General features: G+C 39.2%; 21 protein-coding genes. 12 read left to right on the top strand and 9 right to left on the bottom strand.

All coding sequences use genetic code 11. The features are described 5' to 3' along the window. The first annotated feature begins 751 nt into the window (after positions 1-751). The gene (locus tag EKM69_RS10090) at positions 752-1,039 is read left to right on the top strand and encodes a hypothetical protein (RefSeq protein WP_125710680.1); all 288 of its coding nucleotides are present in this window, start codon (positions 752-754) and stop codon (positions 1,037-1,039) included. Positions 1,040-1,277: 238 nt separating this feature from the next. Here EKM69_RS10090 and EKM69_RS10085 read toward each other — a convergent pair whose 3' ends face one another. The 3 genes from EKM69_RS10085 to EKM69_RS10075 are packed head-to-tail and all read right to left on the bottom strand — an operon-like array spanning position 1,278 to position 2,656. Next, entirely contained in the window at positions 1,278-1,697 is a 420-nt protein-coding gene (locus EKM69_RS10085) for a protein-export chaperone SecB (RefSeq protein WP_125710678.1), read from the bottom strand. Then, a complete protein-coding gene (locus tag EKM69_RS10080; RefSeq protein WP_125710676.1) occupies positions 1,697-2,254 on the bottom strand; it encodes a helix-turn-helix domain-containing protein in 558 nt (185 codons plus the stop codon). The genes EKM69_RS10085 and EKM69_RS10080 overlap by 1 nt, the downstream gene beginning before the upstream one ends. 39 nt (positions 2,255-2,293) lie before the next feature. After that, the gene (locus EKM69_RS10075; protein ID WP_125710674.1) at positions 2,294-2,656 is read right to left on the bottom strand and encodes a hypothetical protein; all 363 of its coding nucleotides are present in this window, start codon (positions 2,654-2,656) and stop codon (positions 2,294-2,296) included. Positions 2,657-2,965: 309 nt separating this feature from the next. Here EKM69_RS10075 and EKM69_RS10070 point away from each other — a divergent pair, with 309 nt between their 5' ends. Further along, positions 2,966-3,718 (top strand): alpha/beta fold hydrolase, encoded by a 753-nt coding sequence (locus tag EKM69_RS10070; protein WP_125710672.1) that lies wholly within the window; start codon positions 2,966-2,968, stop codon positions 3,716-3,718. Positions 3,719-4,074: 356 nt separating this feature from the next. On the opposite strand, the gene EKM69_RS10065 is transcribed toward EKM69_RS10070, so the two are convergent. Further along, positions 4,075-5,532 carry an o-succinylbenzoate--CoA ligase gene (locus EKM69_RS10065; protein ID WP_125710670.1) on the bottom strand — a complete coding sequence of 486 codons (1,458 nt, stop codon included), beginning with the start codon at positions 5,530-5,532 and terminating at the stop codon, positions 4,075-4,077. Positions 5,533-5,549: 17 nt separating this feature from the next. Then, positions 5,550-6,365, bottom strand: a complete 816-nt coding sequence (gene menB, locus EKM69_RS10060; RefSeq protein WP_404825422.1) for a 1,4-dihydroxy-2-naphthoyl-CoA synthase — start codon at positions 6,363-6,365, stop codon at positions 5,550-5,552. 24 nt (positions 6,366-6,389) lie between these two features. On the opposite strand from menB, the gene EKM69_RS10055 reads away from it, so the two are divergent. After that, entirely contained in the window at positions 6,390-6,770 is a 381-nt protein-coding gene (locus EKM69_RS10055) for a PaaI family thioesterase (protein WP_125710666.1), read from the top strand. Between the two features lies 1 nt (position 6,771). On the opposite strand, the gene EKM69_RS10050 is transcribed toward EKM69_RS10055, so the two are convergent. Beyond that, a complete protein-coding gene (locus tag EKM69_RS10050; protein ID WP_125710664.1) occupies positions 6,772-7,299 on the bottom strand; it encodes a DUF308 domain-containing protein in 528 nt (175 codons plus the stop codon). Between the two features lie 197 nt (positions 7,300-7,496). Between EKM69_RS10050 and EKM69_RS10045 the strand changes: the two genes are divergently transcribed. The 3 genes from EKM69_RS10045 to EKM69_RS10035 all read left to right on the top strand — a co-directional run bounded on the left by EKM69_RS10045 (position 7,497) and on the right by EKM69_RS10035 (position 12,287). Further along, positions 7,497-9,221, top strand: coding sequence for a pyruvate oxidase (locus tag EKM69_RS10045; protein ID WP_125710662.1), 1,725 nt, complete (start codon positions 7,497-7,499; stop codon positions 9,219-9,221). 175 nt (positions 9,222-9,396) lie between these two features. After that, positions 9,397-10,767, top strand: coding sequence for an aspartate aminotransferase family protein (locus tag EKM69_RS10040; RefSeq protein WP_125710660.1), 1,371 nt, complete (start codon positions 9,397-9,399; stop codon positions 10,765-10,767). Positions 10,768-10,787: 20 nt separating this feature from the next. Continuing rightward, entirely contained in the window at positions 10,788-12,287 is a 1,500-nt protein-coding gene (locus EKM69_RS10035) for an APC family permease (RefSeq protein WP_125710658.1), read from the top strand. A gap of 63 nt (positions 12,288-12,350) precedes the next feature. Here EKM69_RS10035 and EKM69_RS10030 read toward each other — a convergent pair whose 3' ends face one another. After that, positions 12,351-12,632: a type II toxin-antitoxin system HicB family antitoxin gene (locus EKM69_RS10030; RefSeq protein ID WP_125710656.1), complete on the bottom strand. Its 282-nt coding sequence runs from the start codon at positions 12,630-12,632 to the stop codon at positions 12,351-12,353. 106 nt (positions 12,633-12,738) lie between these two features. Further along, the gene (locus EKM69_RS10025) at positions 12,739-12,966 is read right to left on the bottom strand and encodes a hypothetical protein (protein ID WP_125710654.1); all 228 of its coding nucleotides are present in this window, start codon (positions 12,964-12,966) and stop codon (positions 12,739-12,741) included. A gap of 542 nt (positions 12,967-13,508) precedes the next feature. On the opposite strand from EKM69_RS10025, the gene EKM69_RS10020 reads away from it, so the two are divergent. From EKM69_RS10020 to EKM69_RS10010, 3 genes are all read left to right on the top strand, one after another. Then, on the top strand, positions 13,509-14,966 hold the full coding sequence (locus EKM69_RS10020) for an amidase (RefSeq protein WP_125710652.1): 1,458 nt from the start codon (positions 13,509-13,511) through the stop codon (positions 14,964-14,966). 179 nt (positions 14,967-15,145) lie between these two features. Then, positions 15,146-15,988: a transporter substrate-binding domain-containing protein gene (locus EKM69_RS10015; protein ID WP_125710650.1), complete on the top strand. Its 843-nt coding sequence runs from the start codon at positions 15,146-15,148 to the stop codon at positions 15,986-15,988. Positions 15,989-15,996: 8 nt separating this feature from the next. Further along, positions 15,997-16,665: an amino acid ABC transporter permease gene (locus tag EKM69_RS10010; protein WP_125710648.1), complete on the top strand. Its 669-nt coding sequence runs from the start codon at positions 15,997-15,999 to the stop codon at positions 16,663-16,665. Positions 16,666-18,207: 1,542 nt separating this feature from the next. Here the strand turns inward: EKM69_RS10010 and EKM69_RS10005 are convergent. Then, entirely contained in the window at positions 18,208-19,059 is an 852-nt protein-coding gene (locus tag EKM69_RS10005; protein WP_125710646.1) for an outer membrane protein assembly factor BamD, read from the bottom strand. Positions 19,060-19,363: 304 nt separating this feature from the next. Here EKM69_RS10005 and EKM69_RS10000 point away from each other — a divergent pair, with 304 nt between their 5' ends. The 3 genes from EKM69_RS10000 to EKM69_RS09990 all read left to right on the top strand — a co-directional run. Continuing rightward, entirely contained in the window at positions 19,364-19,567 is a 204-nt protein-coding gene (locus tag EKM69_RS10000; RefSeq protein WP_125710644.1) for a DUF1659 domain-containing protein, read from the top strand. 32 nt (positions 19,568-19,599) lie between these two features. Then, positions 19,600-19,815, top strand: coding sequence for a DUF2922 domain-containing protein (locus EKM69_RS09995; protein ID WP_125710642.1), 216 nt, complete (start codon positions 19,600-19,602; stop codon positions 19,813-19,815). A 382-nt stretch (positions 19,816-20,197) separates the two neighbouring features. Continuing rightward, on the top strand, positions 20,198-20,693 hold a 496-nt coding region (locus tag EKM69_RS09990), incomplete at its 3' end, for a hypothetical protein (protein WP_404825421.1).

The raw sequence follows: 20,693 nt of genomic DNA, 5'->3' as shown, positions 1-20,693 counted from the left end.
ATGAAATCTTATTGAGGCTTCAGCTTTTTGGCTGGAGTCTTTTTTTGTGTGAGCTGGATTGGAGGTGCAGGTGTGCTTGAGGTGAGAGAGTTTTTGGCAGACGAGAAGCGTTTTGTTTGTGTTGGCGTTTGTGATTTTAGGTGTGTTTGGTGCTGAGGTCTGTATCCCCGGGCCCCTCCGTCTAGATGGTGCGACAATCCCCCCTTGTGTGGGTGGGGACCGAGTTTTATAGTGCAAGTTGGCACTTTTTGCGCGTCCTAGTTTTTTCGGTCTATCTCAGTTTCTACCTTGGTTTGTAAGATTAAGCCCCAGTTCAAACCCTCTTTAAAGCCGATTCAGGATCTTATTTTGGCTCGCGTGCTTGTTCCTCGCACTCTCGCGGTAGTTTTCTGCTTCTGATTTTTTTGCTTAAATAATTGATTCTTATTTTGTATAATTTGAAGTTATAATGTTTTTATACTTTTGTTATAAGGTTCTATGTCGTGGTATCAAGGGATTTTAAAGTATCTCCCCACTTTTTTTATTGGTGGGGTTTATTATGGAATATTTGGCTTTTTTTGAATTGCGTAGTGGCTTTTTTTATGAAATGTACATCAATTTAGAATATAGAATTTATATTAATATGGAATTATTTTTTCTTGTTTTTTTGCGACAATGAATTTGGCAAGTAATTGCCTTTTTTAGGCTTTAGATTTTTTAGGGGTACTATTACTGTACAAAATTTTATATTTTTGGGAGCGGAGCGATCGCTATGGATAATCAATCATTGATGAAATGTCTTGATGAGTCTGTGGCCCAATTTAATATTCTGGCGGAAGGGGACTTGATTAGTATTGCTATGCGATTTATTAATCAATTGCGTACGCAGGATACTGTCCCGACTTTGATCAGTTTTCGATCATTTTTGAAGGAATATGATGAGGCTACTAAGCACTTGCATAAGGACAATGTTGATGAACTTGTGTTTAAGATCGACACTTATTTGGATGAGCATTTGGAGAGTAAGGAAGATTGCTTGAGAATGGCGTCCGGATTGTAATGGGGACCGGCATCTTTTTGGGATGTCGGTTTTTTTGTTACTTTAAAATAATATTTCAAAAGGATTAGTATCATGACTTAGAAAGGGATTATATGGAGTTGTTTAGCCGAAATATCGTCAATTAATTATATTAACGATTAAATGCGACACTTTTTATCTGAAAAGAGATTGAGTAATTTGGGGTAAATTTACAAATTAGTCTAATAAAAAAACACTATCCAATATATGAAAAGTGTTTTTAAGAGTTATCATTGTTAGATTCTAGGGCTTTAGTAATATTAACTGTTGGTAAATTATATCCAGGAAATTCATTTGAAGAGGTCGTTAGAGTCGCAATTATTGCTCTTGCATATGGATAGAGAATAGCTAAAGCGTTATTTCGCAAGAATGTATCGATTCCGATATCATCTTCATCCTCATTTGGATTATATTCAAACAATCCCTGCACTGAGCAACTGGCTTCAAATGGAATCGATGTTTCCTTAAGAGATCCTACTTTTATATCTAAATTCACATGTATTTCATTATCTGAGATATCATTATCGGAGCTAAAAGTTGGATTTAAACTTATTTTTTTTGAGGAACCTGGTATATAGTTGGGGTTTTTCTTATAATTCATTTCATTAACAGTATATCCTTTGAATTCTAGTACGGTCATTACGCTGCATCTCCTAACATATTATTATCAAATGAAAATGTTGACAGAGAACTGTTTTTTTCGACATTAAAATAATATTTAACTTTGTAATCTTTCTGGTTAGCTGCTGTTATATGACGATTTTCCGAACTTTTGTCATACTCATTTAACTTGTTTTTAAAGGTATTAACGTTGTCTTTCATGTATTTAAATAAGTTATCTTGATATTTAGTTTGTATGACTTTGTTATTTTCAATTTTAGACAAATTAGAAAATCCAATGCCAATAATTTCAGCAAAATCTCTAATAGATAGATTCAACTCTGCTCTTAAACCTTTTATCTCTGATGGTTGCATGTAGTTAACTCGTTTTCTATAGGCAATAAAATCTTTATCCTTATTTTCGGTTGGGTTATCAAAGTCTACCCATAGTTCACCATCAGGGTCTTCCCAATAAGTATTAACTACTACAAGATCATTGATTTCACGTATTTTTATCTTTTCCAATACTTTTTTCTTTTTATATATTTCAGTTTTTTCTTTTTCAGGATTATAAAATTCCTTTTCCAATACACTCATGATTATCCACCTTTCAAATAAATAAAGGATGATACTCAGTTATGAACTATAGGGAAAATCTAAAGGATACTCTTGTTCATGTAACGAGATCCAAAGGATTAAACCGTTTGGTTTATCTTGAAATTTCAAATAGCAATTTAATCCTTCTGGATTTTCCCCATATAATCTGAGACCAAATATCCATATGTCTCCATCAACCGGGGGGATATGATTGTCTTGTAAAGGTCCAGAAGAATAATTAGCCACTGAAATATTCTGGTAAACTTCATCAAATATATCTTCAGTGTCGGAACCTAGTTGAGTTATAGTTAGATGATTTTTTCTGCGACCACTAAGCTTCCAATGTGGCCTATTATTTTTGATTTTATCAATAATTTTCTCTACATCTTCTACATAGGCCAATTATTACCACGCATCCATATATTCATTTATCTTCCTCAGTAGAGTATATTCTATCATTTTTTGTTGCTCAGGAGCAACAGATGACTATGATGGATAGTAGTTTTATTTTTTTGAAAACTAAAAATAACTTCATTATTTATTCATTATAATCTGAATTTTTTGTGTTGACGCGATTAGACATTGCGATTCATGCTATTTTCATCATTCTGATTCTACGTTTCTAATAAATAATTTCATAAAAAGGAAGTCTTAAAAATTAGTCTTTTTATATAAAAATGATAATATTGGTTTTAGAAATGAGGTGAGCTGATGGTAAAAATTTATAGGCGTTCTTTGCAGGATGTTCCGGTTTTGGAAGTTGTTGAGGAGGAATATCGTTATAGCAGGGCACCGATTGTTATTTTTTATCACGGTTGGAGATCTGATAAGGAATTAGTGTTGACGCAGGCTCGGAAGTTGGCTGATAAGGGTATCCGGGTTGTTTTGCCTGATGCTATGAATCATGGGCAGAGGATCCATGATGTTTCTTCTATCCCGTCATTTACTTTTTGGAGTACGATCCAAGGTAATTTGGCGGAATTTTCTTTGATTCTTGATTTTTATAAGCGCCGCGATCTGATTTTGGATGATCTGATCGGTGTTGGTGGCTATTCTATGGGTGGCATGACTACCGGAGCTTTGTTGACGCAGCATCCGGAGATCAAGGCGGCTGCCATTATTATGGGTAGTCCGAAGTTGAATGAATATGCTAAGTTGGTCCGTGATAGTGCGGCTGCTCACAACTTGTACATTCCTGACGATATGAAAAAGCTGACTAGTTGGATTGACGATTACGATTTGGACAATTATCCGGAGACTATCGCTAATCGACCACTGCTGTTTTGGCATGGGACTGAAGATGAACGGATCCCATATGAACAGTCGAAGAGCTTTTTTGATAGTATCCAAGGTCAGCCTTATGCTCAGCAAGTTGCCTTTATCACTGGCTATCGGGCTAAGCATTTGGTGGAGCCACCGTTGATGGATAAGATTGCGAATTTCTTTGAATATTACTTGGCATAACTAGGATGAATCATTTGTTGACAATAAATTTTGTTAAATTCATAAAATATTAAATTGAAAACACCCTATACTGAAGATGTACCAAAAAATAATGCGGAGTATCCTCATCACACAAAACAGGACGTGTGAAATTATCACACAGATCCGTAAAGGGCAACTTGATCTGTTCAGCCAAATCAATAACTAAAAAAGTTGAACACTACCCAAATCAAGCACGACCCTAGGTACAAACCCATCCTTAAAAAATAAAAATGGTCGAAAACTGGAAATGGTTTTCGACCATATTTTTTTACATATATGCAGGCAATCAAAAAAACGGCGATTGGAAAACCCAATCAGCCGTTTTTTAATATCTTTTAGATCTTAGTATAATCAACTTCACTCAGTTTTCTCCGCAGTATCTTCCCGCTAGAAGTTACCGGCATGGCTTTGATCAAGCGGAATTCCCGTGGCACTTTATAATGTGCTAGGCGGTTTCTGCCGTATTCGATCAAGTCTTCGCCGTTTAAGTAGACGTCATCGTCTTCGGTGATGTAGGCTACTGGGACTTGGCCCCAGTCTTCGTCTTCTATGCCGATGATCTCGATGGTGTTGAGGCCTTCAATTTTAGCATAGACGTTTTCTACTTCTTCGGGATAGATGTTTTCGCCACCGGAGATGATCATGTCGTCTTTTCTGCCACTGATGAATAAGAAGTTTTCGTTGTCTAGTCTTCCTAAGTCACCTGTTTTGTAAAAGCCGTCTTTGGTCATTTTTTTGTTGAAGAGGTCTGGTTGGTTGAGATAGCCTTTGGCTACGTTTGGAGCCTTGACTTCGATCTCACCGATGTTGTCTTCGTTTTGGTGGGTGATCCTTAAGTGGACGGGGAATAGTGGTTGTCCGGAGGAACCCATTTTTCTTTGGGCATCTTCGAAGTTTAAGGCGACGATGTTGGAGGCTGTTTCGGTCATGCCGTATGACTGGATCACGGGGATCTCGAAGTTTTGGCAGCGTAAGAGGGTCCAATTGTCGATCGGACCACCGCCTAGGAAAATGCAGCGGAAGTTGTCGTTGAATTTTTGCCCCGGTTTCAGTCCATTCAAGACTCGCTTTAGCATCGTTGGTACTAGTGAGATGATCGATGCTTGACTGTCCATTAAGATCTTGTTGATAATCTTGACGTCAAATTTCTCGACTAAGTAAACGGGGATGCCGTAGATCAAGGAACGCATCATGATCGAAAAACCCGAAATGTGGAACATTGGTACGGTCATGACCCAGGCGTCTTTTTCGTTGATGCCGAGGTTTAATGACATGCCAATGGCCGAATAAAAATGATTGCCAAAGGTTTGTAAGACTCCTTTGGGACGACCCGATGTTCCCGAGGTGTACATGATCGAAGTGACAGCTTGATTGTCGAAGTCGGCCACTGGCTGGTAGTCGTTAGCAGGTTCGAATGATAAGATATCGGACATTTTAACTTGCTCAATTTCAACTCTTTCTAAGTTGTCGGTCTTCAAGCTTTCGTCGACTAAGACTAGTTTGACTGCTGAGTCGCTGACTTGAAATTGCAGCTCAGCTTCGGAAAGTCTCGTGTTGAAAAAAACTATCTCGCAGCCGATCTGCTGCAAAGCTAAGGTGGCGATGTAGCCGTTGAACGAATTTGCGGTGAATACGCCGATCCGGTCATTTTTTGAGATGTGGTTGTTGTACAATTTGCTTGCATACAATTGAACGGTTTTGTTCAATTCAGCAAAGGTGAAGTCTGTATATTGGTAGATCAAGGCAACCTTATTTGGACTCAAGGCTGCGCGTTTAGTAAGCCAATTTTCCAAAAAGTGTGACCTTCTCTCTATGGGAATTTAGGGAATTTGTCGAAGTCTGGGTCGCGTTTTTCGAGGAAAGCGTCTCGACCTTCTTTTCCTTCATCAGTAGTATAGAAGAGCATCGTTGAATCACCGGCCATTTGTTGAAGTCCAGCTAATCCATCGGTGTCAGCGTTCATGGCTGCTTTGATGAAGCGAATGGCTGTAGGTGATTTTTGCAAGATCTCGTCACACCAAGCTAAAGTTTCTTTTTCTACGTCAGCTAAAGGTACGACTTTGTTGATCCAGCCCATTTGGAAGGCTTCGTCAGCTGTGTAAGGTTTGCATAAGAACCAAACTTCTTTGGCACGTTTGTGGCCAATGACCCGAGCTAAGTAAGCTGAGCCGTAGCCGGCATCAAATGAACCAACTTTGGGACCAGTTTGCATGAATTTGGCGTTGTCAGCAGCGATAGTCAAGTCACAAACTAGTTGCAAGATGTTACCACCACCAACGGACCAGCCACGGACCATGGCGATGACTGGCTTAGGGATGATCCGGATCAAGTGTTGCAAGTCGAGCACGTTTAAACGAGCCACGTGGTCTGATCCAACATAGCCACCGTTTCCACGGACGCTTTGGTCACCACCGGAACAAAAGGCGAGGTCTCCTTGACCAGTCAAAATGATGACACCGATCGATGCGTCATCACGACAATAATTGAAAGCCTCAATCATTTCTTGTATCGTATCAGGTGTAAACGCATTTCTTTTTTCAGGACGATTGATGGTGATCTTGGCAACTTTGCCCATTCGTTCGAAAAGAATTTCTTTATAGTCTTTAATATTTTCCCATTTACTCATAAAAATAACCTCCGAGGTGAAATAATGAATTTATTAGATAATCTAGGGATCGAAGTAACCGATCAAAGTAAAACTCGTGTTGTTCTCAAGATGAAGATCGAGGACAAGCACATGCAACCGCATAAGATCATGCATGGTGGGATCAGTGCCGTCTTGGCGGAAACTGCTGCCAGTATCGGTGCTAATCTCAATATCGACGAAGACGGTTTCGTTGCTGTCGGCGTTGATATCATGACCCACCATTTAAACCCTGTTAAAGAGGGCGTTTTAGTGACTGAAGCCACTCCTGTCAGAGTCGGTAACTCGATCCAAACTTGGACCGTAACGACTCACTTAGAAGATCACGCGATCAGCACTAGTCTTAGTACGGTAACGCTTAAAAAAGTAGCTCTTAAAACAGTATAAGCTATTTTTTTCCGGAGTAGAGCCGTGAATTGATAATTTCAAAAAAGGCTAAAATTATCAAAGCAACGCCGAACAATTGATATAGGAAGATAATCGTTTTCGATGGATTCAAAATGAAGACGATTCCCGCTATTATCAACAGTGCCGAATAAAAATAGTCGAGCCAAGGCGTGACATTGACGGTCTTTCTGGTGTCGTGCGAGTCACGGAATTGGTTAATGCCGTTTGCTAAGAGCAAAATACCTAAAACAGGTGGAACTAAGGTGACCAAGAACTTGGCGACGAATAAGATCACCACGGCTACGATCAAGGCTAAAACACCGAAACCGAGCGTGATGTTGTTTTCGCCAGTTTTTTTCTTGATACTCATCCCATCGATCAACGACAAGACGCCGTAAAAAGCAACGTAGGCTGAGACGATGTAGATGATGAAGTCCAAGCTTTTGGTCGGTTCCAAAACGATTAAGATCCCAGCGGTAGCCAGAAAAATAAACCGCAACCAACGGTACAGTTGGAATTGTTTGACCATTTTTTCACTTCCTAAAAGTATTCATACTTTCATGATATCAGAAAACACTATCAAAAAAATTCTGAATATAAGATAGTATTTTCACAATTGGAAAAATATTTTCAGACAACGCCTGAAAATAAAAGCATGATCAGAATACTTTTATTGTGAAAAAAAAGTGGTAAAGTATATATTGATTACGTTATAGGAGGACAATCATGAAAGTACGTGCATCAGATAAGATGGTAGACATTATGTCCAAGTGGGGCATAGACAATATTTATGGTATTCCCGGTGATTCAGTCGACACAACGATCGACGCCATGTATCGGGCTCAAGACAAGATCAAGTTCACTCACGTTTTGCATGAAGAAGTAGCTGCTTTGTCAGCTGCAGCTCACGCTAAATTGACCGGTGAGATCAGTGCTTGCTTGTCGATCGGTGGTCCCGGTGCCATTCACTTGTTGAACGGACTCTACGACGCCAAGATGGATCACGCTCCAGTTTTGGCAATTTTAGGCTCAGTTCAATCAAAATTGATCAATACCGACTTTTTCCAAGAAGTTGATACTCACGTTTTGTTCGCTGATGTTGCCGTTTACAACAAAATCGTTATGGATCCCCAATCACTCCCAAGGATCGTCGACGAAGCAATTAGAACTGCCATTTCAAAACGAGGAGTTGCTGTCTTAACAATTCCTGATGACGTTCCTAATCATATGATCCAAGATAACTATCAACCAAATGTTGGCACATTCAAGCTCGAAGACTTGCGTGTTGACTCCGGTGAGATCGACAAGGCGCTTGACTTGATCGAAACTCATGACAATCCAATTGTCTTAGCCGGTCGTGGTATCGAAAATGCCAAAGATGAAGCTAAAGAATTCATCGAAAAATACAAGATCCCTGTTATCCAAACTATGCCTGCTAAAGGTTTGATCGACGATGACCACCCATACAACTTGGGACAACTAGGTAAGTTAGGTACTAAGCCTGCTTTTGAAATGATGAGAAAAGCCGACTTAGTAATTATGCTCGGTACTGACTACCCATACGCACCATATTTGAATAAGAAAGTTGACGCTATCCAAGTCGACAATGATGGTGATAAGTTGGGTAAACGTCGTAATGTGACTGTTGCTATCCAAGGGGACACTGCTGACGTCTTGCAACAATTGATCGACCGTGGACAAGCTGTGTCATCACGTCCATTCTTAGATCAAGCCGAAGCTAAGATCACTCTTTGGAGAAAATGGCTCAAGGATGTTTACACTAAGAACCATAAGGGTGTGCTCCCATCACTCTTGTTCCACAATATTTCAGAAAATGCTCCTTCAGATACTGTTTGGTCAATTGATGTTGGTACCTCAACTGCTTTCGGTGCCAGATTTATTGATGCTAAACATACGCAAAAATACACGATCTCAGCTTGGTTAGGTACCATGGGCTGTGCTTTGCCTGGTGCTATTGCAGCCAAAAATGCTTATCCAGATCGTCCAGTTTACGCTATTGCTGGTGATGGTGCTACTTCAATGGTCATGCAAGACTTTGCAACAGCCGTTAGATACGACTTGCCAATGCTTTACATCGTCTTGAATAACAAGTTGTTAGCCTTCATCGAATACGAACAACAATCAGCTGGTCAACAAACATACGGAATCTCACTACCAGATATCGACTTCGCCAAATTCGCCGAAGCTGCTGGTGGTATCGGTGAACGTATTACTACTGACCAACAATTCAGTGAAGCTATCGAGAAGTATCGTAACCCAACTAAGCCAGTTCTTTTGGATGTTGCCGTTACTGATGAAGCTCCACTTCCTGGTAAGATCATGATGGATGAAGCTAAAGGCTACATGAAGTTTGGTTTCGTTCACTTGAAGGACCAAGGCAAATTGCCTACATTGCCTCCATTCAAAGAAATTATGAGATCATTCTTGTAAGATTAATTAAATTAAATTTAAGAATAAGGGATAACCGCTAAATGTTGCGGTTATCCCTTTTTTATTGGCCAGAATTATTTTTTTATCGAAAATCAATTAATTATCGTTGCGTGTAAATTAGAAAAAGATTAGAATATCCTTATTTACCAAAAAGATAATTTAAGGAGGTGTAATTATGGAAGCTCGAAAAGTTGACCATAATCACGTAGAAGACAAACGTCTGATAGATCGTGAAAGTAAATATTTCGCTGCTGCTGGTCGGATCAATTATTTTGATTTAGTGATCGATTCGGCACATGGAGCAATTCTAAAAGACGTAGATGGAAATAAGTATATCGACTTGTTGGCTAGCGCATCTGCTATCAATGTCGGACATACGAACGATTTGGTGGTCAAAGCGATTAAGGATCAAGCAGAGCAACTTATCCATTACACACCTTCGTATTTTCACCACAGACCAGAACAAGAGTTGGCCGAAAGGCTAGCTAAATTGGCACCTGGACCTACTCCTAAAAAAGTCGGTTTCGGAAATTCTGGATCTGATGCTAATGATGCCATTATCAAATATGCCAGAGCTTACACAGGTAGGCAATACATCGTTTCATACATGAACGCCTATCACGGATCGACTTACGGTTCGATGGCCGTTTCTGGCGTTAGCTTGAACATGACTAGAAAAATGGGACCTTTGATGCCGGAAGTAGTTCACGTTCCTTATCCCGACTTGTATCGTCGTGAAGCAGGGGAATCAGAACATGACGTGGCAGTCAGATTTTTTGAAGCTTTCAAGCAACCGTTTGAAACATTTTTGCCACCGGATGAAGTTGCCTGTGTCTTGATCGAACCGATCCAAGGTGACGGTGGACTAGTTAAAGCTCCTGAAGAATACATGCAACTAGTTTATGATTTTTGCCATAAAAACGGCATTTTGTTTGCCGTAGACGAGGTCAACCAAGGAATGGGTCGGACAGGTCACATGTGGGGTATTCAAAATTACCACGACATCGAACCTGACTTGATCTCCGTTGCTAAATCTTTAGCTTCAGGGATGCCTCTGTCGGCTGTGATCGGTAAAGCCGATATCATGGACAGCCTTGGTTCACCAGCACATACCTTCACCACAGCCGGAAATCCCGTTTGCTGTGCTGCTGCTTTAGCTACTTTAGATGTGCTAGAGCAAGATCACTTGATCGAAAAGTCAAAAGAAGATGGGCAATACGCCAAAGAGCGTTTTGAAGAAATGCAAGGAAGACATCCAAATATTGGGGATGTCAGAATGTTTGGACTCAACGGTGGGATCGAATTAGTCGAAGACCAAGCGACGAAAGTTGCTGATCCCGAATTTGCTACAAAAGTAATTTATTACGCTTTTGATCACGGCGTGGTCATTATTACTTTGAAAGGCAATATTTTGAGATTTCAACCACCGCTAGTCATCACCCGTCAACAATTAGACCAAGCACTAGATGTGTTAGATGACGCATTTACCGCAGTAGAAAATGGGGAAGTTACATTACCAGATACAGATAAAAAAATCGGCTGGTAGTTTCAATTGGAGGAGAATTTATGAGTAATTTATGGACTAAAATGACTCGACGAGAGGACCCGAATATTTATCAAGATAAGGATGCTCATCTATCACGAGTTTTAACAGTAAAAGATTTCTTAGCTTTAGGTGTTGGTACTATCGTATCAACTTCGATTTTTACATTACCTGGTGTCGTTGCTGCCCAACACGCCGGAGCTGCCGTCTCACTTTCGTTTTTGGCCGCTGCTATCGTTGCCGGGATGGTATCTTTCGCTTATGCCGAAATGTCATCAACGATGCCCTTTGCCGGATCAGCCTATTCATGGATCAACGTTGTTTTCGGTGAATTTTGGGGCTGGATCGCCGGTTGGGCCTTACTAGCCGAGTATTTCATCGCCGTAGCGTTCGTTGGATCGGGGTTATCCGCCAACTTCAGGGGGCTGATCGCACCGTTAGGATTGAAGTTCCCGAACGCTTTATCGAACACCTTAGGTTCTAACGGCGGAATTATGGATATAACTGCCGTCGTAGTAATTGCCTTAGTCGCCTTTTTACTATCGTACGGGGTTTCCAATGCCGCTCGAGTAGAAAACGTCCTAGTTGTTTTAAAAGTTTTAGCTGTCTTACTATTTATTGTCGTTGGTTTAACAGCCATTCATCCACAAAATTATGTGCCATTCATTCCGGAATATCATGTAAATCCTGATGGCTCAGCCTTTGGTGGCTGGCAAGGAATTTACGCCGGAGTTTCCGAGATCTTCTTAGCATATATCGGATTTGACTCCATTGCTGCTAACGCCGCTGAAGCCAAAGATCCTGCTAAGACCATGCCAAGAGGTATCATCGGTTCATTATTCATCGCCGTTGCTTTATTTGTGGCCGTTGCCTTAGTCCTAGTTGGAATGTTCCACTATTCAGAATATGCCAACAACGCTGAACCCGTTGGTTGGGCTTTAAGAAATGCTGGACACGGAACAGTCGCAACAATCGTTCAAGCCATCGCCGTTATCGGTATGTTTACAGCCTTGATCGGTATGATGATGGCTGGCTCACGTCTCCTTTACTCATTCGGACGTGACGGAATGCTTTCTGGTTGGTTAGGTAAATTAAGCAAACACAACTTACCAAACAACGCCTTACTAGTATTAACAGTAGTCGGCATCATCATCGGAGCATTGTGCCCATTCGCCTTTTTAGCCCAATTGATCAGTGCCGGAACCTTGATCGCCTTCATGTTCGTATCACTAGGTATCTACGCTATCAGAAAGCGTGAAGGAAAAGACTTACCAAAACCAGGCTTCAAAATGCCACTATACCCAGTATTACCAGCAGTAGCTTTCTTAGGAGCACTAACAGTATTCTGGGGACTAGACATCCAAGCTAAAACATACGCTGGAATCTGGTTCGCAGTAGGCTTGATCATCTACTTCGGTTACGGAATCAGACACTCGTACTTAAACAAACGAGCAACTAAGAAACTAACCGACTTAGAAAAAGCCGAAAATGCTGAAGAAGCAGAAGATAATTATCAAAAATAAAGTAAAAAAATAGCCAACTAACTAGTGAAAAAATCCAGTTAGTTGGCTTTTTTGATGTGAAAATCAATTTTTATGAGCCATCCAAGCAGTCATATCGATGGAAACAAAAGCAAGCTGTTGGTTATCCTCCAACACCCAAGATGATGGATCAACAGCATCAGGATAGTCGCGGTCTTCCAGCATGGTAGCAATCGCATCTTGTGCCCAATAAACCGCATCAACAAAAGAATCACCTTGAGTGACCATCCCAGGAATATTAGGAGAAGTAACCACAAAATATTCACCATCGTCAGAAAAATGCGAAACAATCACGGGATACACTAAAAAATCAGAATGATCAGCCATACAAACCTCCGTCAACATTTTTAACCAAAGTATAAAAGCCGAATCTTCTAAAAACTACCAGTAAAATGAAAAACCATCAAAATTGATCATTTCACGGCAAAAATCCTCAAACGGAAAAAAAAACCACAGAAGAATCCCCACCAACAGCCAAATCAGCAGCAGAAAAACTCCCAGCAACGACCCCAGAGTCAACCAAGCGATGCAACTCAGCATCAGCCAATTCAACCGCTTCTTTAAAAGAAGCTCTAGAAACAGAAAGCTTGGGAAACTGTGGAGCAGTGACAGAAAAAGAACCATCATCAATTTTAGAAACGATCACAGGGAAACTATGCATATAACTACCTCGTAAAATGTATTCATAGGGTATTGTACGGGAAATCGATTGATTAATGTAGGAATAAACTGTTTTTTATCCCTGCATTCCTTATCTTTTTACAAATCAAAAATAGAGGACAATATGGACTATGAAATAATTCTTCCACCCAAATAAACAATAATACGTGCAGAACACACAGATGATAGACAGTTTTAGGTTCTGGGGGATGGAGGCAAGCCATACCTCAGTAGCCATATTTCACTTTGCAATTTTATTGCCTAGTGAAAGACCAAGTTTTGAGATGTCCGAGGTGGGTTTCCTCGGATAGCTCAAAATCGTGTCGGCTACGTTCCCGACCTTGGTCGTTCGGTGGCGTAGCCACCATCACTATCGGTTGCGCAAGTGCGGTCACTTGCGTTCATTGATTGGCTTGCCGGAATCCCCCAGAACCGGGAGTGAACCACTCCCAAAACAACTTTCAACTGTTAACGTTTGCATTTTTTCACCAACTAAAATACGCTTTAAACGTTACACAAAATATTAAAGCAGGGGGAAACAAGATGGCATACGACGCAACCTCGATCGCCAAACTGATCAAGGAAAAACAAGTAACACCCGAGGAATTGATCGACCAAACGAACGACAAAATCAAACAGCTTAATCCAAAATTAAACGCCGTGACCCATACGAGAATCGATAAGGCTAAATCAGAATTAGCAAACTTAGTCGATGGTCCTTTTACTGGCGTACCGACTTTACTCAAGGGCTTAGGTCAGCAGCTTAAAGGTGAACCAGATACAAGTAGTTCAATTTTGTTGAAAAACAACGTAGCACCGATCACCGACAATTATGTTAAATCGTTGCAAAATGCTGGTTTTTCGGTTTTAGGAACGACCAATGCTCCAGAATTTGGCTTCAAAAATATTACTGATCCTGATCTTTACGGACCAACTCATAATGCTTGGGACCCAGATTTTTCTTCTGGCGGTTCATCCGGTGGGGCAGCTAGTGCGGTTTCTGCTGATATCGTACCGATCGCAGCAGCTAGTGATGGCGGTGGCTCGATCCGGATCCCTGCTTCATTTTCAGGTTTGATCGGACTCAAGCCAACTCGGGGACGGATCCCGGTTGGCCCAAATGGCTGGCGTGGCTGGCAAGGTGCTTCGATCAACTTTGCTTTGACACGTTCGATTCGTGATACTGCTACATTGTTGGAGTACATGCAGACAGTGCAATTGGCAGCACCGTTTCAAGCCGAGCTATTGCCAAATAACTTCATGGCTCAACCGTTGCCGAAAAAATTAAAGGTCGGTTATACAACTGAATCACCAGTCAAGACGCCAGTTTCTGAAGATGCTAAAAAAGCTGTCCTTGATGCAGTTAAATTTTTAGAGGATCAAGGTTTTGAAGTAGAAGAAGCTCAACCTAAGACTGATGGTATTGCTTTGATGAAATCGTACTACATCATGAACGGTGGCGAGACAGCTACGATGTTTGAATCGATCAACCAAGCTATCGGGCGCGAGACGACAATCGATGACATGCAGTTGACTACTTGGACGATTTATCAAGCTGGTAAGTTAGTGACGGCAGTCGATTACAGCAAGAGCTTGAGTTTATGGGATGAAGCTAGCTATCAAGCAGACCAATTTTATAATGACTACGACCTCTTCTTGACCCCAGCGACAGCTTATCCAGCACCAAAAGTCGGCGACCTCTTGTACGGGGATGCTACGATCGAAAAGATGAAACATGTGACTGACTTAAATAAGCAGGAAAGACTCGATCTTATTTGGGAATTTTTCGAACAATCGTTAACGTTGTCGCCATTTACACAACAAGCTAATTTAACGGGACAACCTTCGTTGAGTTTACCAACTCATGTCACAGATTCAGGGTTGCCATTAGGGATCGAATTTACTACTCGAAAAGGTGGAGAACCGTTATTGCTTAAAGTCGGTAAGATTTTTGAAGATGCCGATAAATTTAAATTTCTTCATGCTACAGAACAAATATAATTATATATTGTGAAATATTTATTAATTAAATAAAAGCGTGATTCAGCAAGTGTAAATGCTGATATCACGCTTTTTTAAATAAAAACAATTCAAATATGACTATTTTCTGATAACGTTTGCAATCTAGATTTCACAAAGATAAAATAATAGACGTTCTTAATTTTAAGGAGGATCGTTACATGTTAAAGAGGTGGAAAAGTAGTTTTGTAGTATTAGGAGCATTGATGCTCTTGAGTATAGTTTTAGTAGGATGCGGCAAGAAAGATGCAGCTTCAAGTGATAAACCATTGGTAGTTGCTACTTCGGGTACGCTTTATCCTACTTCGTACCATGATACAAAATCTAAGAAATTAACTGGATTCGACGTGGAGATCGTTCGCGCGGTCGCTAAGAAAATGGGTCGGAAAGTTACTTTCAAAGAATACAATGTCGATGGTCAATTAACTGCTGTCAGAACGGGGAAGGCTGACATTGCGGTTAATGACTTCAGTATCTCTCCAGCACGTAGAAAATCATATTCTTTCTCAACAGCTTACAAGCACTCATTCAGTAGTATGGTCGTCAGAAAAGATGACAACTCAGGGATCAATTCTTGGAGTGACCTAAAAGGTAAAAAAGCAGCCGGTGAAGCCGGAACTAATTACCAAAAACTAGCTAAAAAATTAGGAGCTATCCTAGTTAACTACGATAACGTTTCAAATGATGTTTACCTTAAAGACGTTAAAAGTGGTAAAACTGACGTTATTTTAAATGATTACTATCTGCAAAAATTAGCAATTGCAGCTATTCCAGATAGCGATCTTAAAATCCAAGATGACATGTATTACATGACAGAAGAAAACAAGGCTGGTACAGGTATGGTCTTGAAGAAGGGCAATACTAAACTTCAAAAAGAGATCAACAAAGCCTTGAAAGAACTAAAAGAAGATGGCACACTCTCAAAGATCTCGAAAAAATTCTTTGAAGAAGACGTTACGAAGAAACCACACGTTAAGATTTCTCGTACCTTCTACAATGACTAGGTGATCGAATGTCATTTTTGCATTATTTATCGATTCCAAATTATTTTGATGCGCCATTAGCATTTTCTTCGATCCCGAGTATCCTCTTGGGATTTCCAATGTCATTATTTCTAACAGCAATCAGCTTTTTTCTAGCCAATGTAATCGGGTTATTTCTAACACTGGCTCAGTTAAGTAACAAAAAGGTCTTTAGATGGCCCGCAAAGGCGTATATCTCGTTTATGCGGGGAGTTCCCATGCTAGTCGTCTTATTCATCATCTATTTTGGATTTGGCGCAGAAGCGCTCCCAGCGGCGATTATATCGTTCACGATAATTTGCAGCGCATTCGTCTCTGAAGTATTTCGGTCATCTTTTTCCGCAGTCGACATCGGTCAGTGGGAAGGTGGCTTTTCCGTAGGGATGAGTTATCGCCAAGTAGTGCGACATCTCATCTTTCCACAAGCCTTCAGAATCGCAATCCCAGCATTAGGCAATATCTTATTAGACATGTTCAAAGGAACATCACTAGCAGCCATGATCACCGTAGGTGAAATGTTCATGCAAGCTAAGATCATCGCTGGAGCGAACCAAGATTACATGACGATCTACATCACGATTGCCTTTATCTACTGGTTCTTCTGCTGGATGATGACGATTGCCCAAACGGCCTTAGAAAACAAACTGAAGCTAGATTAGTTCGATTTAAATTCAAGGTTACATAATCAAAACACTATATAATGGTAGAAACGTCTCCAAATATTGGAGGCGTTTTTAAATGCCACAAAACTCAATTATAAGGCGATAAATCAATAATACGTGTAACCTAAAATGAACTGATCAAAACATCCAGAGAAACAAAAAGCACCGCTTCTGGGGGGAAGCGTTGCGTCTCTTGAGGGAGGGAGGAATGCTATATTATAAAAATCATTTATATTTTGGTTTAAATTAAGGTTTAGGTTGTAAATAGGAGATACTTTTCCTATTTACGCCTGTAGAATATTCCCAAAATGTGAAGAAAGTGTGAAGTTTGACTCGGTTATTTGAAATTAAATTTTGAGATATTAAGTATTTTTATATGGGATATTGGATCACGTGAAAAAAGGGCACAAAAAAATGCGTTGCTCAAAGGCACGCCTTAAAGGAAATCTTATAAGATTCCGCCGAACCAACTTCCTACGAATGTTGATAGTAGCATCAATGCACCATTAAAGATTGTTGCGATCATCGTAATCCCTCCCTTCGAATTGCAAACATATTATAACCTACCTAATTCGAATAATATAGATAAGTCTTATGTTCGTAATATAATTTTAATATAGTGATAATATAAATAAAATCTCCAATGATTGTATATGTAATTTGAATAAATGTAAAGATTTGTATTTAAAAAATCAAAATCAATTCATGACAATGTAAACTGAATTGATTTTGGTAATTAAGACATTTCAATAATCAATTGATAAAATAAACATTAAAGATTAACCTTATTGTGACAATGATTTGAATAGCTTGTTTCTGGATTGATTTAAAATTTTTTTTATTATTGATAATTAATGTGTTAGTATATTGTTATCGAGTAGGGCGAATATCAATAACCTATCGAAAAAACAAACTTAGTAGGAATATAATATGTTTGCAAATGGCTGGTATCTATTAAGCAACACACTTAGCTACGGTAAGGACTTTGTCTTGAACGCATTGAGTGGTCTTTTTAACCATCAATAAAAAGAATTTAACTCACTACCACTGGTAGTGGGTTATTTTTTTACTCAAAATTGCATAATATGTACCAATTTCTTCATAATAAACAAATATTTGTAATTTGTTACATTAGTAATATCTATGTAAACTAACTTTAATATTTTGACAAAAAAATTATCATATGCTTTTCATATCGGATGGGGATCGTAAGTTTAAACCTTTCGATAAACAAATTTAGAGGAGGAATTACAATGATTTCAAATATTTGGTATCTATTAAGCAACACTTTAAGTTTCGGTAAGGACTTTTTCCTAGGTCTATTAGGTAAAATATTCTAATTTTATCTGAATGAAACTACAACAAAGGCCCTCTTCATTTTGGTTTCGATGGGATTACCACGGATGGAAGAAATTGAAGTATTCGCCCGTCTTTGTTGAACAAAAGCCATTGGTGTCTGGACCAATGGCTTTTTTGTTGCTTAAAAATAGGCAAAATAAAAAGTCGACGAGTGATCGTCGGCTTTTTGTGTATCATAAATTAGTTTTTAACGTCTGAAGGCTTGATTGTCGTTCTGCCATCTTTGTGTGCGTTCTTGATAGCTTTAACGATATCGTTGTCACTCCAGGCTGCAACAGTTTTAACACCTTGATCAGTTAAATCTTGTCTAGCTTTGGCGATGTCACTGTCAGTGATAGTCTTTCCATCGACTTTTCTTGATTCGATGTCGAAGTGACCGTTGGCAGCGGGGTTACTGCTGTCTGACGAAGAACTGGAACTACTTGAATCAGTGCTGCTATCACTACTATTAGTTGAAGTAGATGCAGAATTTGAACTAGTTGTTGAATTGTTATCTCTTAAAAGATCAACAGCCTTCTTGTAAATATCTGAGTAGTACTTGCCATCGATACCTTTGAAGTCAAGAACTGTCTTCAAGAGGCTCATTCCAGCAGCATTATCACCATTGTCGATCATGTCAGACGCATTTTTCACGCTCTTGTTAAGATCACTGCGGTTTGACTTAATCTTCTTAACTTGTTTCAACAATGATTTAGCTTGGCTCTTCATGCCTGAGCTACCATTAGATTGGTTGATAGCATCGTTCAATTGATCTCTAGCAGTATCGAAGTCACGAGAATTCATTGACTTCTTGGCATCGACCAAGTTTTGAGCTTGTTCTTTGTTAGCCTTAGCTGACTTGTCGCTCTTAGCATCATTAGCTGATGTAAAGTAAGCAAGTGCTTGTGAGTAGTCTTTCTTATTAACAGCACTATTACCATGATCCATGGCGGTGTTGTAAAGGCCGTTATCTCCTCCGTTTGAACCAGAGCATCCTGCTAGGAGCAACAAGGATGCACTAATAGTAACTAATAAACTTATTGTCTTTTTCATATATACCCTCCAAAGAAGTATTGTCCAGATTATACCATGAGAAAACAAAAAGAGCAGGCGCGTTGGACGCCTGCTCTTCTTACTAATTTATAATTCGTTAGGAATTGACAAATTAGAACAAACTTCGATGAGAAATTTGTTAGGAACGAATACCAGTTATTAATATAACTCTTATTGAAGAATTTTTAAATAGTATTAACGAATAAATATTTCCGTTTTGCCATTTTTAGTCGTTATTATTTGTGTAAGTTGATTAAAACAACCGGTTGTAATCCTTACAAATAAACGAAATGAGGCTGAGCGGATGAATTGGGAAAAAACTACAATTAAATTGAGATTTAATAACGAAAAGTACAAGAAGGGATACATTATTCGTACTTTTAACAATATTGTTGAAGAACCAACGGAAGAACAACTTCAAACTTTCATCGATGGGCTCTTACTATTATCTGATGGTGACACCTTCAGTACAGCAACAATTTTGACTCGTGGAAAATACGTAGGATAAAACTTACTATATAAAAGACAGGGGAGACTAATATGAAAAAACTACAATTGATCTTTAAAGCAAAATCAGGTAAGAAGAACAATTTGCAATTAAGCTATGTCAACGAAAATTTAGATCAAACTACTACTAAAGCTGCCATGGAAAAAATCATGGCTAGCAATCTGTTTCAAAAAAATGACTTCCCGATTTATGACTATGCTGTGGGTGCGAAGTACATCGATCGTCAAGAAACTGTTATTTTCGAGTAGTATTTCAAAAATTCACACAATTGTAATATTTCTTTATAAGATGATAATTGAAATTTTTAAATAACTGGTAGGTGCTGGCTCGCAAGGGATTTGCGAGTCGGTATCTATTTTTTTATTCACAAAAATTTCAAAAAAAATACAAAAGTATGAATTTAGGTCTTCCCAAAAGATGAAATATGTTGTAATATTCATTCGTTGGTATTTAGGTATTATGCATCTTACAAATTAGCTAACCAAGATCAATTTCCAACGTATTAAATAATCATTACTTCCTATCACGGTAATATTTTTAATGCCATTTATTATTGAAAATTAATCAATAGAATGTTAGTTTATAAATGTACTACCTAAGAATTATGAGAATTTTGAGGAGGAATACCACATGAAAAAAAATATTAAATATGCCGGAATTGCAGCTGCCACGTTATTGATGGTGGCACCACTTGCGGCACCCGTATTTAGTACAACCTCTACTGCTAAAGCAGCAGATGATTCAACTACAACTGACACTTCAAAATTGGATGATGCATCGCAAGCAGCATTGACACGAGTGCTAGGAACTTTACAATCAAGTACAACTTATTCAGGAAAATTAGACTTTAGTGATGTTAAAGCTGTTTATGGTCAAACGGACCTAACTGCAGACGATTCAACTGAAACAACAAAAGGAACTTCAATTTTTGGGCTTGCAAGTATTGCTAAGGCCGAAACTTCTAAGCCACTTGAAGATGATCCTACAACACTGGATAAAGCCGTCACATTTGGAGTTCAAGGTGTTAAAGATGGAACGGTATTAACAAATGCATCAGATTTTGGTGTGTATATTGGTAATGCTGCAAAATCAAGTATCACATTAAGAGTTACTGCATATCTCAAAG

Origin of the sequence: Companilactobacillus zhongbaensis, assembly GCF_003946515.1 — a bacterium.
Taxonomy (GTDB): domain Bacteria; phylum Bacillota; class Bacilli; order Lactobacillales; family Lactobacillaceae; genus Companilactobacillus; species Companilactobacillus zhongbaensis.
The sequence above is the reverse complement of the archived record's forward strand: the minus strand, read 5'-3'. Positions and strand labels throughout refer to the sequence as shown.